We start from the raw sequence: 15,004 nt of genomic DNA, 5'->3' as shown, positions 1-15,004 counted from the left end.
TAACCGCGAAAGCACGGATCGTGCGCCGCGCCCGCGCGGCCGCGCCGGTCAATCATGGAGACTCGCGTCATGAAAATCACCCGCCTCGAAACGTTCGTCGTCCCGCCCCGCTGGCTGTTCCTCAAGATCGAAACCGACGAGGGCATCATCGGCTGGGGCGAGCCGGTCGTCGAAGGCCGCGCGCACACGGTCGAGGCCGCCGTGCAGGAACTGGCCGACTACCTCGTCGGCCGCGACCCGCTCCTGATCGAGGATCACTGGCAGGTGATGTACCGTGCGGGGTTCTACCGCGGCGGCCCGATCATGATGAGCGCGATCGCCGGCGTCGACCAGGCGCTGTGGGACATCAAGGGCAAGCATCACGGCGTGCCCGTGCATGCACTGCTGGGCGGCCAGGTGCGCGATCGCATCAAGGTGTATTCGTGGATCGGCGGCGACCGGCCGAGCGACGTCGCGAACAATGCGCGCGCGGTCGTCGAGCGCGGCTTCAAGGCCGTGAAGATGAACGGCTCCGAAGAGCTGCAGATCGTCGACACCTACGACAAGGTCGAGCAGGTGATCGCGAACGTCGCGGCGGTGCGCGACGCGGTCGGCCCGCACGTCGGGATCGGCGTCGACTTCCACGGCCGCGTGCACAAGCCGATGGCGAAGGTGCTCGCGAAGGAGCTCGACCCGTACAAGCTGATGTTCATCGAGGAGCCGGTGCTGTCGGAGAACGCCGAGGCGCTGCGCGACATCGTCAACCAGACCAACACGCCGATCGCGCTCGGCGAGCGGCTGTACTCGCGCTGGGACTTCAAGCACATCCTCGCGGGCGGCTACGTCGACATCATCCAGCCGGACGCGTCGCACGCGGGCGGCATCACCGAGTGCCGCAAGATCGCGACGCTCGCGGAAAGCTACGACGTCGCGCTCGCGCTGCACTGCCCGCTCGGGCCCATCGCGCTCGCCGCGTGCCTGCAGCTCGACGCGGTCAGCTACAACGCGTTCATCCAGGAACAGAGCCTCGGCATCCACTACAACCAGGGCAACGACCTGCTCGACTATCTGCGCAACCCCGAGGTGTTCCGCTACGAGGACGGCTTCGTCGCGATCCCGCAAGGGCCGGGACTCGGCATCGACGTGAACGAGGAGAAGGTGCGCGAGATGGCGAAGACCGGCCATCGCTGGCGCAACCCGGTATGGCGCCACGCGGACGGCAGCGTCGCCGAGTGGTGATGAACGCGTGAGATGGAGAGATGCGTTGCGCGGCACGTGCGCCGCGCGACGCGTTCGACACGGCCGCCCCGACAAGGCGGCCGTTCTTGCATCCGCGCCATGCCGGTGGCACGCGCCGGCGGCCCCCTGTGCCGCGCCGTTCGGCCGTCAGCCGAGCGCCGCGAACCCCGGCACGCTGAACGACAGCACGGCCGCCGCGATGAACACGCCGATCATCGTCATCCCTTCGAGATGCAGGATGTTGCGGAACGTGTACGCGTCCTCGGTCGACGCGGTACGGCGCAGGCGCGGCAGCGCCGAGAAGCGGTTGAGCCCGCCGAGCACGAGCGCGAGCGCGACGAGCAGCAGCTTGAGCAGCAACACGCGCCCCCACGTGCTGCCGTCGAGCGGCGCGAGCGAGCCGCCGAGCCCGCGGATCGCATTCAGCACGCCCGTGCCGAGCACGAAAACGACCGCGACGATCGACGTGCGCGACAGGTGCTGGCCGATGCGGATCAGCGCGCCGCGCGCGACCGACGCCCCCAGCGCCGGCAGCACCGCGAGCCCGCCTGCGAGCACGAGGCCGCCCCATACGGCGGTGGCCAGCAGGTGCAGCGTCTGCACGCCGACCGCCGCGGACAGCACGCCGCTATCGGCCGCATGGCCGAGCGAGGCCTTGCCGGCCGCGACCACGATCACCGCGAGCCACAGCACCGCATGCGCGAGCGGGCCGTCCGGCTTCGCGAGCGCGACGATCGCGAGCAGCAGCGCCCCGGCGAACGCGACGCTCCATGCGAAGCCCGTGTGCGTCTGCATCAGCATCACGGGAATCGCGGCGAACGCGCCGCCGAGCCCCGCGCCGCTCATCGCCGCGGCCTCGTAGACGAGCCAGCCGAGATCGGCGAGCACCAGCGCCAGCGCCGCCGCGACCAGCGAATGTTGCGCGCGCAGCCAAGCGGGGTGCGACGGCGCGACGAGCGGCCGCGCGCCGTCCTTGCCAAGCCACGCCTTGAGCAGCGCCGAGCCGACCGCCATCGCGAACGCCGCATCCATCAGCGCCGCGAGCGCGACCTGACCGATCCACAAGCTGTCGAACTTCATCGCGCCCCCCCTCCCGCAAGCGGCAGGCCGGCAGGGCGGCGCCGAGGGGACGGACAGCGGGACGGACAGCGTGAGGAAGGCAACGGCACGGTAGAAAACGTCATCGATGAATCCGGAAACGGGAGAAATGACTGGACCTGCGGCGGAGGCGGCGCCGCGCGACCCGCGAGTGTACGGTCTTCGATGGGGAAAACGCACGCCGGTTCACATGACCCCGGCGCAATGCGCGTCAAATTGTCGCAAGTCGCAAACGGACAGGAACCGATGTCCTTTTGCCAAATAGCCGTCATTACCCATCGATGATAGAATGCCGCGTCGCAGCAGCCCGGCTGTCCTGCCGTCCATGCGCCGAGCCGATCGTAGCCCGGACAAGGTCCCCGACGAATAAACATGGAGTCTCGTGTGTCTTCAAGACGCCTCTTCCGTCCGCTGCTCGCCGTTCTGATGATCGGCGGCGCGGGCCTTATGAGCGCTGCCCAAGCGCAGACCAAGCCCACGGAGCAAGCGCACGCCCAGCAGGCGCCGCTCAAGGCACCCGATACCATGGCCGAGCGCGTGCGCGGCTGTACCGCATGCCACGGCGTTCACGGCCAGGGCACGGACAACGACTACTTCCCGCGTCTTGCCGGCAAGCCGGCCGAGTACCTGTACAACCAGCTCGTCAACTTCCGCGATGGCCGGCGCAAGTACCCGCCGATGAACTATCTGCTGACGTACCTGAACGACGACTACCTGCGCGAAATCGCCGAGCACTTCTCGGCCGAACGTCCGCCGTATCCGACGCCGGCGAAGCCGACGCTGCCGGCCGCGACGCTCGCACGCGGCAAGCAGCTCGTCACGCAGGGCGACCCGTCCCGCAAGCTGCCTGCCTGCGTGGCCTGCCACGGCGCAGGGCTGACCGGCATGCAGCCGGCGATCCCGGGCCTCGTCGGCCTGCACGCCGATTACCTGAGCGCGCAGCTCGGCGCATGGCGCTCAGGCAACCGCCACGCGAAGGCACCCGATTGCATGCACGACATCGCCGCGAAGCTTTCCGACGAAGACGTGACGGCCGTGACCGCGTGGCTCGCCGCGCAACCGGCGCCCGCCAACCCCGTGCCGGCCCCGGCGCGTTCGATGAAGACTCCGCTCGCCTGCGGCAGCGAACCGCAATAAGGCAAGGGAGACAGACACAATGAAACGCAAGTCCCTGTTTGCACTCTCGGCCGTCGCGATCGTCGCGGCTGCCGCCCTCGTGCCGGTCCTGTGGCCGGGCAACGACACGCTGCACGGCGCTGCCGCCGTCGCGGCCACGCCGGCCGACCAGGCCGCGCTGATCAAGAAGGGCGAATACCTCGCGCGCGTCGGCGACTGTATCGCGTGCCACACCGTGCGCGGCGGCAAGTCGTTCGCGGGCGGCCTGCCGATGGCGACGCCGTTCGGCACGATGTACACGCCGAACATCACGCCGGACGACCAGAACGGTATCGGCAAGTGGACGTCGGACGACTTCTACCGCGCGATGCACACGGGTCGCTCGAAGGACGGCAGCCTGCTGTACCCGGGCTTCCCGTTCGCGAGCTACACGAAGGTCACGCGCGCCGATTCGGACGCGATCTATGCGTACCTGCGTTCGGTCCCGCCGGTGTCGGTGCCGAGCCGTCCGCACGAACTGAAGTTCCCGTTCAACAACCGCAACCTGCTGATCGGCTGGCGCACGCTGTTCTTCAAGGAAGGCGAATACAAGCCGGACCCGACGAAGTCGGTCGAATGGAACCGCGGCGCGTATCTCGTCGAAGGCCTCGGCCACTGCTCGATGTGCCACACGTCGATCAACATGATGGGCGGCCCGGTGAGCTCGTCGGCGTTCGCCGGCGGCCTGATCCCGCTGCAGAACTGGTATGCGCCGTCGCTGACGAACGACAAGGAACTCGGCCTCGGCGACTGGCACGTGCAGGAGCTGTCCGACCTGCTGCAAGCCGGCGTGTCGCAAAAGGGTGCGGTGTTCGGCCCGATGGCGGACGTGGTCCACAACAGCCTGCAGTACATGACCGACGAAGATACGCGCGCGATGTCGACGTACCTGAAGTCGATCCCGCAGAAGGCTGAAGCGCCGAAGAACATGCAGTACGAGCCGTCGAAGCAGTTCGGCAACGCGCTGTTCGACCAGGGCAAGAAGATCTACGCGGACAACTGCGCGACCTGCCACGCCGAAACCGGCGCCGGCAAGCCGCCGGCCTATCCGCCGCTCGCGGGCAACCACTCGATCATGATGGAATCGGCGGTCAACCCGATCCGCATGGTGCTGAATGGCGGCTACCCGCCGAGCACGTTCAAGAATCCGCGTCCGTATGGGATGCCGCCGTTCGCGCAGTCGCTGTCGAACCAGGAAGTCGCGGCGGTCGTCACGTATATCCGGATGTCTTGGGGTAACAACGGTACGCCGATCTCGCCGCAACAGGTGAGCGACCTGCGTTCCGCGCCGCTCGACTAAGAAGCGGCTCACACAAACGGGGCGCGGCTGCGGGAAACCGCGGCCGCGCCCTTTTGCTTTTTGGCTGTTTAGCGATGCAGGTTTGCCGCGCGGGCCGCGCGCTGCATCGCCGATCATAAAACTCAAGAGTGGTATCTATGTCTTTCGAATCTCTCGGCCTGGCCGAACCGCTGGTCAAGGCGGTCAACGAGCTCGGCTACACGTCGCCGACTCCGATCCAGCAGCAGGCGATCCCGGCCGTCCTCGGCGGCGGCGACCTGCTCGCCGGCGCACAAACCGGCACCGGCAAGACCGCCGGCTTCACGCTGCCGATCCTGCAACGCCTGCACACGTTCTACGCCGAGCACCGTGGCGCGAAGCGCGCGGTGCGCGCGCTGATCCTCACGCCGACGCGCGAACTCGCCGCCCAGGTCGAGGAAAGCGTCCGTGCGTACAGCAAGTACCTGAAGCTGCGCTCGACCGTGATGTTCGGCGGCGTCAGCATCAATCCGCAGATCGATGCACTCAAGCGCGGCGTCGACATCGTCGTCGCGACGCCGGGCCGCCTGCTCGACCACATGCAGCAGAAGACCATCGACCTGTCGGATCTCGACATCCTCGTGCTCGACGAAGCCGACCGGATGCTCGACATGGGCTTCATCCACGACATCAAGCGCGTGCTCGCGAAGCTGCCGCCGCAGCGCCAGAACCTGCTGTTCTCGGCGACCTTCTCGGATGAAATCAAGGCGCTCGCCGACAGCCTGCTCGATTCGCCCGCGCTGATCGAGGTCGCCCGCCGCAACACGACCGCCGAGAGCGTCGCGCAGAAGATCCACCCGGTCGACCGCGACCGCAAGCGCGAGCTGCTCACGCACCTGATCCGCGAACACAACTGGTTCCAGGTGCTCGTGTTCACGCGCACCAAGCACGGCGCGAACCGGCTTGCGGAGCAACTGACGAAGGACGGCATCAGCGCGATGGCGATCCACGGCAACAAGAGCCAGTCGGCCCGCACGCGCGCGCTGGCCGAGTTCAAGAACAGCACGCTGCAGGTGCTCGTCGCGACCGACATCGCCGCGCGCGGGATCGACATCGACCAGTTGCCGCACGTCGTCAACTTCGACCTGCCGAACGTGCCCGAGGATTACGTGCACCGCATCGGCCGCACGGGCCGCGCGGGCGCGACCGGCGAAGCCGTGTCGCTCGTGTGCGTCGACGAGAAGCAGTTGCTGCGCGACATCGAGCGGCTGATCAAGCGCGAGATCCCGCAGGAAGTGATCGCGGGCTTCGAACCCGATCCGAACGCGAAGCCGGAGCCGATCCAGCAACGCCGCGGGCAGCAGCAACCGCGCGGCGGCGGTGGCGGTAATCGCCAGCCGCGTGGCGGCGGCTCAGGCCAGCCGGCCGCGAAACGCGACGGCAACGCGCAACCGAAGGCCGGGCAACCGAAGGCTGCTGCGCAGCAGAAAGCCGCGAAGCCGCGCACGCAAGGCGGCGCCGGCGCGGGGGGTAATGGCGGCGGACGTCCGGCAGGCGGCGGCAACGGCGCCCGCCCGGCAAGCGGCAACGCCGCGCACCCGAACCGCAACCGTTCTTCGCGCAGCGGCCAGCGCGGTCACTGAAGCCGCGCGGCCGCGCGCCGCAGGTGCTCGATCTGGCGTTGCCAGCGGGCGAGCACCGCGGCGCGCTCCCCTTCCAGCGTGAACGTGACGCCGGTCGCGAGACGCGCATAGCCGACCCGCTGCGCATCGCCGTGCGCGATCGTCGCAGCGAATCCGGCGAGGCCGCCGAAGTCGCCTTCGAGCGGCATCATCTCCAGTTGCGCCTGAAAGAACGCCCCGTCCGCGACGAGCGTCAACGCGGCCGTGCGCCGCTGCGCGATCGCGCGCGCCGCCCGCGACTGCGGCCAGAGCGCGATCAGCAGCGTGCGCGCATCGTGTGCATAGATCTCGCCGACGCCGAGCAGCGTCGTGCGCAACTGGCCGTCGTCGGTCGCGACGATCAGCGACGCGGCGAGGTCGGCATGACGCTCGAGTGCGGTGCCGTCGAACAGCGACACGACGGCGGACGGCCACGCGTCGAACGTCCATTGTTCGAGCGCGTGGCGATGGGTATCGGTCATGATGGCGTGGCCCGGGCGCGGATCGGATGAGGATGCGTCAGCATACGCGCGCCGGGCCGTGCCGCGGCGATCAGCGCAGGAAAACGTGCCGCGTGATCTTCGTGAGCGGATAGTGAACGCCGGGCTGAATCTTCGCGGGCAGGTCGAGCGGCTTGAGCAGCATCTTCACGCACATGTCGGCCGACAGGTTGCGCCGCACCAGCGAATTGATGCGCGCGGCGCGTTCGCGGTTGTACTGGCTGTCGCCGACGCGGTCCGGATAGCGGATCGCGAACACGTGGCGCAGCGCGATCTCGGAATCCTCGTTCTTGATTTCCATCACGCGGCGCGCGAGGGCCCCGAGCACCGCGAGCCGGCCGTTGCCTTCGACCTGGTTGTACTTCTTGAAGAACTTGAAGAAGTGCTTGTAGTGACGCACTTCGTCCGTGCGGATGTTGTCGGTGATTTCCTTCAGCACCGGCTCGTCCGAGCATTCGTTGATCGCGCGATAGAGCGTGGCCGTGCCCGTCTCGACGACGCAGCGTGCGACCATTTCGAGCGCGCGGGTTTTTTCGAACGCCTCGACCGAGCAGGTCTTCGAATACTCGGCAAAGAAATTCGCGAAGGCGGTATCCCAGTCGAACTCGGGCCACACGTGCGCGATGTACGCCTTCAGCGCGCGGCCGTGCTGCAATTCTTCGGGCTCCCATGCATTGTTGAGCCATGCGGAGACTTCCGGATCGTCATTGAAGAATTCGCTCAGATTGCTCGTATAGAGATCCGAGCCGCTCTCGATGAACGACGACGCGCACAGCAGCAGCAGCAGATCCTCGTTCGCGGCCGCACGCTGACGATCGATCCGGTTCAGGTCGATGTCCTCGATACGCCACGGCATCACATGCGTCGTTTTGGTGTCCATGGTAGTGCGCTCCCAGTCGTCGCGCGGAGGCCGGCCCGTGCCTGGGGCACAGGCGCCAGCCGATCCGCAGGCGGCGTTTTACTTGCGTTTATAGTGAATCGGTCCGGCCGAACCATCCTGGCATCTTAGCCGGACTTTGATGTTCGTGCTCCAGAGCACTGACCATACCCGACGGGCGCAGTTCCACGGCGTCTGTTGCCGTTCGTTAGATGAGTCCTTCAAACCGCTTGCGCGCGTTCGATGGCAGGCGCCGCGCCAAATGAAAACGGGCGGCCGTCGGGCCGCCCGTCATGCCGGGAAACTGCAGAAGAACCTGGAAGCGATCCGTCAGAAGCCGGCCGCCAGCCCGTCGCGCCGGCTGTCGCTCGCGGCCACGTAGCCGCGCTCGGGATCGTCGGGATCGAGGCGCCAGACGAACTGCCCCGAGCCGAAATCCATGTAAGGATCGTCGATCGACTTGATCGTATGGCCACGGGCGGCCAGCCCATCGACGGTCGCGCGGTTCATCGTCGCCTCGACGTCGAGCGTGAAGTCGCGGTTGACCTTCCAGCGCGGCGCGCAACACGCGGCCTGCGGCTGCTGGCCATAGCCGAGCATCCGGATGATGGTCTGCAGGTGGCCTTGCGGCTGCATGTCGCCGCCCATCACGCCGAAGCTCATCACGGCCTCGGTGCGGCCGCCGACTTCCTCGGTGACGAACGCCGGAATGATCGTGTGGAATGGCCGCTTGCCGCCCGCGACGACGTTCGGCGAAGCCGGGTCCATCGAGAAGCCGTGCCCGCGGTTCTGCAGCGCAATGCCCGTGCCGGGGACGACGAGCCCCGAGCCGAAGCCCATGTAGTTCGACTGGATGAAGCTCACCATCATCCCGCGCTCGTCGGCCGCCGACAGGTAGATCGTGCCGCCGGAATGCGGACGGCCGGCGGCGAAGTGCGTCGCCCGCGCGGGATCGATCAGCTTCGCGCGTTCGGCGAGATATGCATCGTCGAGCATCTGTTCGGGCGTGAGCGCCATCGCGCGCGGATCGGCGACGTAGCGATAGACGTCCGCGAACGCGAGCTTCATCGCCTCGATCTGCAGATGCTGCGAATCGACCGAGTCGACCGGCCATTCCGTCACGCCCGCATGCTCGGCGATGCCGAGCGCGATCAGCGCGGCGATGCCCTGCCCGTTCGGCGGGATCTCGTGAATCGTGTGGCGGCCGAAGCGCTTGCCGATCGGCTCGACCCATTCCGGCCGGTACGCGCGCAGGTCGGCTTCGGTCAGCGCGCCGCCGCCTTCGCGCGCGAACGCGGCGATCCGCTCGGCGAGCGCCCCTTCGTAGAACGCACGGGCGCCGTCCTTCGCGAGCGTGCGCAGCGTCTGCGCATGACCGGGCAGGCACACGCGTTCGCCGACCAGCGGCGCGCGGCCGCGCGGCATGAAGGTGTCGGCGAAACCGGGCAGGCCCTGCAGTTCGGGAACGGCCGCAGCCCACTTGTGCGCGACGATCGGCGGCACCGAATAGCCGCGCTCCGCGATCTCGATCGCCGGCTCGAGCAGGTCCGCGAACGGCAGCGAACCGAACTTCGCGTGCAGCGCTTCCCAGCCCGCGATCACGCCCGGCACGGTGACGGTGTCCCAGCCGCGCGTCGGCTTGTTCGCGATGCCACGCGCATCCTCGCCGTGGCGCTTGCGGAAGTAGTCGACGTTCCAGGCGGCCGGCGCGACGCCCGATGCGTTCAGCCCGGACAGCCGCTCGCCGTCCCACACGAGCGCGAATGCATCGCCGCCGAGCCCGCACGATACGGGCTCGACGACCGTGATCGCGGCGGCGGCGGCCAGCGCCGCGTCCACCGCGTTGCCGCCCTTCCACAGCATCCGCAGCCCGGCCTGCGCGGCTAGCGGGTGCGACGTCGACACGACGTTGCGCGCGAACACCGGAATGCGGGTCGTCGGATACGGGTTGTGCCAGTTGAAGCCACTCATCGATACCACCTCGTCGAAAGCTGGATGAACGTGCCCGCGCGAGCGGGCAGTCCGCCATTGCAGCGCGATCAGCGCCATCGCGCAAATTCATTTGTCACATGAATCCATGCAATTCACGCATGAATTGCGTGCGCCGATGGCGGGCAGGCCGGCCGAACGCCGTTGCCGCCCTTACAATACCCGCTCCGTCTCACGACACGACCATCGAGCCATGACCCGAGATCCCCGCCTCACCCTCAACGCGCGTCAGCAGGAATTGCTCGAATGGGTGCAGCGCGACGGCTTCGTGACCGTCGACGATCTCGCCGCGCACTTCGCGGTGACCCCGCAGACGATCCGCCGCGACGTGAACTGGCTCGCCGACCTGAACCTGCTGCGCCGCTACCACGGCGGCGCGAGCCTGCCGACCAGTTCGGAGAACGTGTCGTACACGGCGCGCCAGCGGATGTTCCACGACGAGAAGCGGCGCATCGCGGCGCTCGCGGCGTCGCACATCCCCGACCAGGCGTCGCTGTTCATCAACCTCGGCACGACGACCGAGGAAGTCGCGCGCGCGCTGAACCGCCATCACGGCCTGCACGTGATCACGAACAACCTGAACGTCGCGTCGATGATGAGCGGCTATCCCGACTGCGAGGTGCTGATCACCGGCGGCATCGTGCGACCGTGGGACAAGGGCATCGTCGGCGAGCTCGCGATCGACTTCATCCGCCAGTTCAAGGTCGACTACGCGATCATCGGCACGTCGGCGATCGAGGCCGACGGCACGCTGCGCGATTTCGACACGCGCGAGGTGCGCGTCGCCGAGGCGATCATGCAGCATGCGCGCACGGTCTACCTCGTGACCGACCATTCGAAGGTGGGCCGCCCGGCGCTGGTGCGCCAGGGCCATCTGAGCCAGGTGCACGCGCTCTTCACCGACAAGCCGCTGCCGCCCGAAATGGCCGACACGGTGGCCGCCGCCGGCACGCAGGTGTACGTCGCGGAATGACGGTTGCGATGCTGCACCGCACCTGAAACTTCAAGTGAAATCAAGAAGTTGGCGCCGCGCGCGGACCGCTCGCGGCGGGCCTTTCTGTCAAACGGAAAATTAACGGGGCACGATTTGTCGTTGCCCGCGCGCTCGACTAGACTCCAGTTCCCCGGCCCGTTCGCCGATCCGCCTGTGCCAGGGCGGTGCGAATCGCAGGCCGGCGAATGCAGCTTTTCCCCCCAAGCCATACCCCCGCGGGGTATCGCGCGGCGGCGTATGCGCCGGCCGCGCGGGCAGTCTGATTGCCACGGAGAGAACGATGCTGAGTCCGCATGAATTCGCCACGCTCTTGCTTGTGAAGGACGCGCCTGATCAGCGCGACATGGATCGGGATGAACTGGACATCCTCCTCGAACAGCAGCTCGTCCGCCTGGAAGGGCTCGGCTCGGGGCGCAGATACTGCGTGACCGAGACCGGCGACGCCGCGCTGCGATCCATCAAGTACCGCTATTCGTAAGCCCCGCTGTTCCCTGACCTGAACCTGATCGCGCGGCCGGATTCCGGCCGCGCGGTCGTTCCTGCCTTTCCCCTCTGCCCGTTCGGCGCCGTCGGCCTCAACCGCCGCGCAGCGTCGGGTCGACCGCCGCCCGCCAACTGATGGCCTGCGCGCGCGCACCGTTGAAATAGGCGATCCATCCGGCGCGTGCCGCCGCGTCAGGCGCCACATAGCGGGTCGAAAGTTCGTTTACGAACGCACAATAGTTCGCTTCGGTCAGCCCGCGATACCGTTTCGCCACATACGCGTCGTACAGCGTCGAGTAGACCGGCTGCGCGTCCGTGCCCCAGTCGCGCGCCGCGCCGCCGCACGACGTCTGCAGGTCGACGAACGACGGCGCCCGCCAGTTGCCGGCGAGCGGCGGCATCCCCGCGCCGCACCCCGCCAGAAGGACGGCGCACACGCCGGCCCACATCCCAATACGCATGATTCACCTCGCGAAACGGTCGATTCCGCCAGTATCGTCCGGGATCGTGTCCCGCGCTACTGGCCCCGCTTTTTCGAACTTTACTTTTTCGATTCCGTTCGTTAAATTTCGAATTCGAACATTTCATGTTCGCCCTATTTCAACAGACGATAAGGACAGCAGGTGACCCAACCGAATCGCTACGATCTGCTCGTCGTCGGCGGCGGCATCAACGGCGCGGGCATCGCGCGCGATGCGGCCGGCCGCGGCCTGTCGGTCATGCTCTGCGAGCAGGACGACCTCGCGTCGCACACGTCGTCGTCCAGCACGAAGCTGATTCACGGCGGCCTGCGTTACCTCGAGTACAACGAGTTCGGGCTGGTGCGCAAGGCACTGCAGGAACGCGAGACGCTGCTGCGCGCGGCGCCGCACATCATGTGGCCGCTGCGCTTCGTGATGCCGCACATGCCGAACCTGCGCCCGGCCTGGCTGATCCGCATCGGCCTGTTCCTCTACGATCACCTCGCGAAACGCGAGCTGCTGCCCGGCTCGCGCGGCATCGACATGCGCCGCCATGCGGCCGGCGCGCCGCTGATCGACTCGATCAAGCGCGGCTTCGTGTATTCCGACGGCTGGGTGGACGACGCGCGCCTCGTCGTGCTGAACGCGATGGATGCGAAGGAGCGCGGCGCCGAGATCCTGACGCGCACGAAGCTCGTTTCCGCCGAACGCCGCGGCGACGAATGGGAAGCGCGGCTGCAGCACGCCGACGGTTCGATCCGCGTCGTGCATGCGCGCGCGATCGCGAACGCGGCCGGCCCGTGGGTCGGCGACGTGCTGCACGGCGCGCTCGGCCGCGGCGCGCATCACAGCGTGCGGCTCGTGAAGGGCAGCCACATCATCACGCGCCGCCTGTTCGATCACGATCACGCGTACATCTTCCAGAACCCGGACAAGCGGATCATCTTCGCGATTCCGTACGAGCACGACTTCACGCTGATCGGCACGACCGACGTCGAATACACGAACGATCCCGCGAAGGTCGCGATCGATCGCGACGAGACGCAGTACCTGTGCGATTCGATCAACCGCTACTTCAAGCGCAAGATCTCGCCGGCCGACGTGCACTGGACCTATTCGGGCGTGCGCCCGCTGCTGGAAGACGAGAACGCGGCGAACGCGTCCGCCGTCACGCGCGACTATCGCCTCGAACTCGACGACGGCGCGGGCGCCCCGCTGCTGTCGGTGTTCGGCGGCAAGATCACGACGTTCCGCAAGCTCGCGGAAGAAGCCGGCGACATGCTGTGCCGCGCGCTCGGCCGCGACGCGAAGACCTGGACGGCCGGCGTCGCGCTGCCGGGCGGCGACATCGCGGACGCGAAGTTCGACGGGTTCGCCAGCGCGTTCGCGAAACGCCATCCGTGGCTGCCCGCCGCGCTCGCGCGCCGCTATGCACGTGCGTACGGCACGCGTGCGGAGCGCGTGGTCGACGGCGCGACCTCGCTCGCCGACCTCGGCGCCGAAATCGCGCCGGGCATCCATGACGCCGAACTGCGCTACCTGCGCGACGCCGAATGGGCGACCTGCGCGCAGGACGTACTGTGGCGCCGCTCGAAGCTCGGCCTGCACGTCGCGCCCGGCACGCTCGACGCCGTGACCGCCGCGGTCGACGCGTGGTTCGCCGCCGCGCATGCGCCCCACGCCTGATCCGAATGCAGTTGCAATTGTAGTTTTGCCTGACCGACGTTGATTCACCGACGCGCCGCCCCACATGCGGCGCGCATCACAACTACGCCAATTCACGGATGGAGATGAGAGACATGCAGGACCAGTACATCCTCGCGCTTGACCAGGGCACCACGAGTTCCCGCGCGATGCTGTTCGATCGCCAGGGCAACATCGTATCGATCGCCCAGAAGGAATTCGAACAGATCTACCCGCAACCCGGCTGGGTCGAGCACGACCCGCAGGAAATCTGGTCGACGCAAGCCGGCGTCGCCGCGGAAGCCGTCACGCGCACGGGCCTGAACGGCACGTCGATCGCCGCGATCGGCATCACGAACCAGCGCGAAACCACGATCGTGTGGGATCGCGAGACGGGCCAGCCCGTCTACAACGCGATCGTCTGGCAGGATCGCCGCACGGCCGACTTCTGCGATTCGCTGAAGAAGCAGGGCCTCGAAGCGAAGGTGCGCGCGAAGACCGGCCTGCCGATCGACTCGTACTTCTCCGCGACGAAGATCCGCTGGATTCTGGACAACGTGCCGGGCGCGCGCGACAAGGCACGCCAGGGCAAGCTCGCGTTCGGCACCGTCGACAGCTGGCTCGTGTGGAACTTCACGAAGCACGAACTGCACGTGACCGACGTGACGAACGCGTCGCGCACGATGCTGTTCAACATCCATACGCGCGAATGGGACAGCGAGCTGCTCGAACTGCTCGACATCCCGCGCAGCATGCTGCCGGAAGTGAAGGCATCGTCGGAGATCTACGGCCACACCAAGACCACCGTGTTCGCGTCGAAGATCCCGCTCGCGGGCATCGCCGGCGACCAGCACGCGGCGCTGTTCGGCCAGATGTGCACGACGTCGGGCATGGTGAAGAACACCTACGGCACCGGCTGCTTCCTGATGATGAACACCGGCGACAAGCCGATCGAGTCGAAGAACAACCTCGTCACGACGATCGCCTGGCAGATCGGCGACGACGTGCAGTACGCGCTCGAAGGCAGCATCTTCATCGCGGGCGCGGTCGTGCAATGGCTGCGCGACGGCGTCGGCATCATCAAGACGGCCGCCGAGATCGAAGCGCTCGCCGCGACCGTGCCGCACACCGACGGCGTCTACCTCGTGCCCGCGTTCGCCGGCCTCGGCGCGCCGCACTGGAACGCGCGGGCGCGCGGCTCGGTGTTCGGCGTCACGCGCGGCACGAGCGCCGCGCATCTCGCCCGCGCGGCGCTCGATGCGATCGCGTACCAGTCGCTCGACGTGCTGGCCGCGATGGAAGCCGATTCGGGTATCAGCATCGGCGAGTTGCGCGTCGATGGCGGTGCCAGCGCGAACGACCTGCTGATGCAGTTCCAGGCCGACCTGCTCGGCGTCGACGCGGTGCGTCCGCAGATCACCGAGACGACCGCGCTCGGCGCGGCCTACCTCGCCGGTCTCGCGATCGGCTACTGGAAGAACCTCGACGAAGTGCGCGACCAGTGGCAGCTCGATCGCCGCTTCGCACCGTCGATGCCGAAGGAACAGGTCGAGCAGCGCATGGCCGGCTGGCAGCGTGCGGTGCGCGCCGCGAAGGCATGGGCCGACGACACCCAGTAATCCGAACG

Annotated in this window: 13 protein-coding genes; 8 read left to right on the top strand and 5 right to left on the bottom strand. The window is 67.6% G+C overall.

Translation table 11 applies throughout. The features are described 5' to 3' along the window. The first annotated feature begins 69 nt into the window (after window positions 1-69). Complete coding sequence (gene dgoD, locus HWX07_RS23295) at window positions 70-1,218, top strand: galactonate dehydratase (RefSeq protein ID WP_006483258.1); 1,149 nt, start codon at window positions 70-72, stop codon at window positions 1,216-1,218. A gap of 147 nt (window positions 1,219-1,365) precedes the next feature. Here the strand turns inward: dgoD and HWX07_RS23290 are convergent, their stop codons facing one another. After that, the gene (locus HWX07_RS23290) at window positions 1,366-2,298 is read right to left on the bottom strand and encodes a CopD family protein (protein WP_175877827.1); all 933 of its coding nucleotides are present in this window, start codon (window positions 2,296-2,298) and stop codon (window positions 1,366-1,368) included. Window positions 2,299-2,688: 390 nt separating this feature from the next. Here HWX07_RS23290 and HWX07_RS23285 point away from each other — a divergent pair, with 390 nt between their 5' ends. The 3 genes from HWX07_RS23285 (at window position 2,689) to HWX07_RS23275 (ending at window position 6,372) form a co-directional block, all read left to right on the top strand. Then, window positions 2,689-3,453 carry a c-type cytochrome gene (locus tag HWX07_RS23285; RefSeq protein WP_124453691.1) on the top strand — a complete coding sequence of 255 codons (765 nt, stop codon included), beginning with the start codon at window positions 2,689-2,691 and terminating at the stop codon, window positions 3,451-3,453. 19 nt (window positions 3,454-3,472) lie between these two features. Further along, complete coding sequence (locus HWX07_RS23280) at window positions 3,473-4,771, top strand: cytochrome c (RefSeq protein WP_006477897.1); 1,299 nt, start codon at window positions 3,473-3,475, stop codon at window positions 4,769-4,771. 137 nt (window positions 4,772-4,908) lie between these two features. Then, window positions 4,909-6,372: a DEAD/DEAH box helicase gene (locus tag HWX07_RS23275; protein WP_175877826.1), complete on the top strand. Its 1,464-nt coding sequence runs from the start codon at window positions 4,909-4,911 to the stop codon at window positions 6,370-6,372. Here the strand turns inward: HWX07_RS23275 and HWX07_RS23270 are convergent. The 3 genes from HWX07_RS23270 to HWX07_RS23260 all read right to left on the bottom strand — a co-directional run bounded on the left by HWX07_RS23270 (window position 6,366) and on the right by HWX07_RS23260 (window position 9,738). Continuing rightward, entirely contained in the window at window positions 6,366-6,872 is a 507-nt protein-coding gene (locus HWX07_RS23270) for a hypothetical protein (RefSeq protein WP_175877825.1), read from the bottom strand. The two genes, HWX07_RS23275 and HWX07_RS23270, sit on opposite strands and share 7 nt — an antisense overlap. A 70-nt stretch (window positions 6,873-6,942) precedes the next feature. Beyond that, window positions 6,943-7,770 (bottom strand): ferritin-like domain-containing protein, encoded by an 828-nt coding sequence (locus HWX07_RS23265; protein WP_011546143.1) that lies wholly within the window; start codon window positions 7,768-7,770, stop codon window positions 6,943-6,945. Between the two features lie 327 nt (window positions 7,771-8,097). Further along, on the bottom strand, window positions 8,098-9,738 hold the full coding sequence (locus tag HWX07_RS23260; RefSeq protein WP_175877824.1) for a gamma-glutamyltransferase family protein: 1,641 nt from the start codon (window positions 9,736-9,738) through the stop codon (window positions 8,098-8,100). Between the two features lie 211 nt (window positions 9,739-9,949). Between HWX07_RS23260 and HWX07_RS23255 the strand changes: the two genes are divergently transcribed. Continuing rightward, window positions 9,950-10,729, top strand: a complete 780-nt coding sequence (locus HWX07_RS23255; protein ID WP_006493999.1) for a DeoR/GlpR family DNA-binding transcription regulator — start codon at window positions 9,950-9,952, stop codon at window positions 10,727-10,729. Window positions 10,730-11,030: 301 nt separating this feature from the next. Continuing rightward, a complete protein-coding gene (locus HWX07_RS23250) occupies window positions 11,031-11,228 on the top strand; it encodes a hypothetical protein (protein WP_175877823.1) in 198 nt (65 codons plus the stop codon). 97 nt (window positions 11,229-11,325) lie between these two features. Here the strand turns inward: HWX07_RS23250 and HWX07_RS23245 are convergent, their stop codons facing one another. Then, the gene (locus HWX07_RS23245; protein WP_175877822.1) at window positions 11,326-11,694 is read right to left on the bottom strand and encodes a hypothetical protein; all 369 of its coding nucleotides are present in this window, start codon (window positions 11,692-11,694) and stop codon (window positions 11,326-11,328) included. A gap of 162 nt (window positions 11,695-11,856) precedes the next feature. Here HWX07_RS23245 and glpD point away from each other — a divergent pair, with 162 nt between their 5' ends. Beyond that, window positions 11,857-13,380, top strand: coding sequence for a glycerol-3-phosphate dehydrogenase (gene glpD / locus HWX07_RS23240; RefSeq protein ID WP_175877821.1), 1,524 nt, complete (start codon window positions 11,857-11,859; stop codon window positions 13,378-13,380). Between the two features lie 113 nt (window positions 13,381-13,493). Continuing rightward, window positions 13,494-14,996: a glycerol kinase GlpK gene (gene glpK, locus HWX07_RS23235; protein WP_175877820.1), complete on the top strand. Its 1,503-nt coding sequence runs from the start codon at window positions 13,494-13,496 to the stop codon at window positions 14,994-14,996. Window positions 14,997-15,004 lie beyond the last annotated feature (8 nt).

Source organism: Burkholderia sp. BCC0097 (assembly GCF_902832985.1).
In the GTDB taxonomy this organism is placed as follows: Bacteria; Pseudomonadota; Gammaproteobacteria; order Burkholderiales; family Burkholderiaceae; genus Burkholderia; species Burkholderia orbicola.
Note: the sequence above shows the minus strand (reverse complement) of the source record. Positions and strands in the feature narration are given on the sequence as shown.

Excerpts from the sequence above, each read along its gene's own strand:
- HWX07_RS23280 (WP_006477897.1), top strand. The coding sequence starts at position 3,473 with ATGAAACGCAAGTCCCTGTTTGCACTCTCGGCCGTCGCGATCGTCGCG.
- HWX07_RS23270 (WP_175877825.1), bottom strand. The coding sequence starts at position 6,872 with ATGACCGATACCCATCGCCACGCGCTCGAACAATGGACGTTCGACGCG.
- HWX07_RS23275 (WP_175877826.1), top strand. The coding sequence starts at position 4,909 with ATGTCTTTCGAATCTCTCGGCCTGGCCGAACCGCTGGTCAAGGCGGTC.
- HWX07_RS23285 (WP_124453691.1), top strand. The coding sequence starts at position 2,689 with ATGGAGTCTCGTGTGTCTTCAAGACGCCTCTTCCGTCCGCTGCTCGCC.
- HWX07_RS23260 (WP_175877824.1), bottom strand. The coding sequence starts at position 9,738 with ATGAGTGGCTTCAACTGGCACAACCCGTATCCGACGACCCGCATTCCG.
- HWX07_RS23290 (WP_175877827.1), bottom strand. The coding sequence starts at position 2,298 with ATGAAGTTCGACAGCTTGTGGATCGGTCAGGTCGCGCTCGCGGCGCTG.
- dgoD (WP_006483258.1), top strand. The coding sequence starts at position 70 with ATGAAAATCACCCGCCTCGAAACGTTCGTCGTCCCGCCCCGCTGGCTG.
- HWX07_RS23245 (WP_175877822.1), bottom strand. The coding sequence starts at position 11,694 with ATGCGTATTGGGATGTGGGCCGGCGTGTGCGCCGTCCTTCTGGCGGGG.
- HWX07_RS23255 (WP_006493999.1), top strand. The coding sequence starts at position 9,950 with ATGACCCGAGATCCCCGCCTCACCCTCAACGCGCGTCAGCAGGAATTG.
- glpK (WP_175877820.1), top strand. The coding sequence starts at position 13,494 with ATGCAGGACCAGTACATCCTCGCGCTTGACCAGGGCACCACGAGTTCC.
- HWX07_RS23265 (WP_011546143.1), bottom strand. The coding sequence starts at position 7,770 with ATGGACACCAAAACGACGCATGTGATGCCGTGGCGTATCGAGGACATC.
- HWX07_RS23250 (WP_175877823.1), top strand. The coding sequence starts at position 11,031 with ATGCTGAGTCCGCATGAATTCGCCACGCTCTTGCTTGTGAAGGACGCG.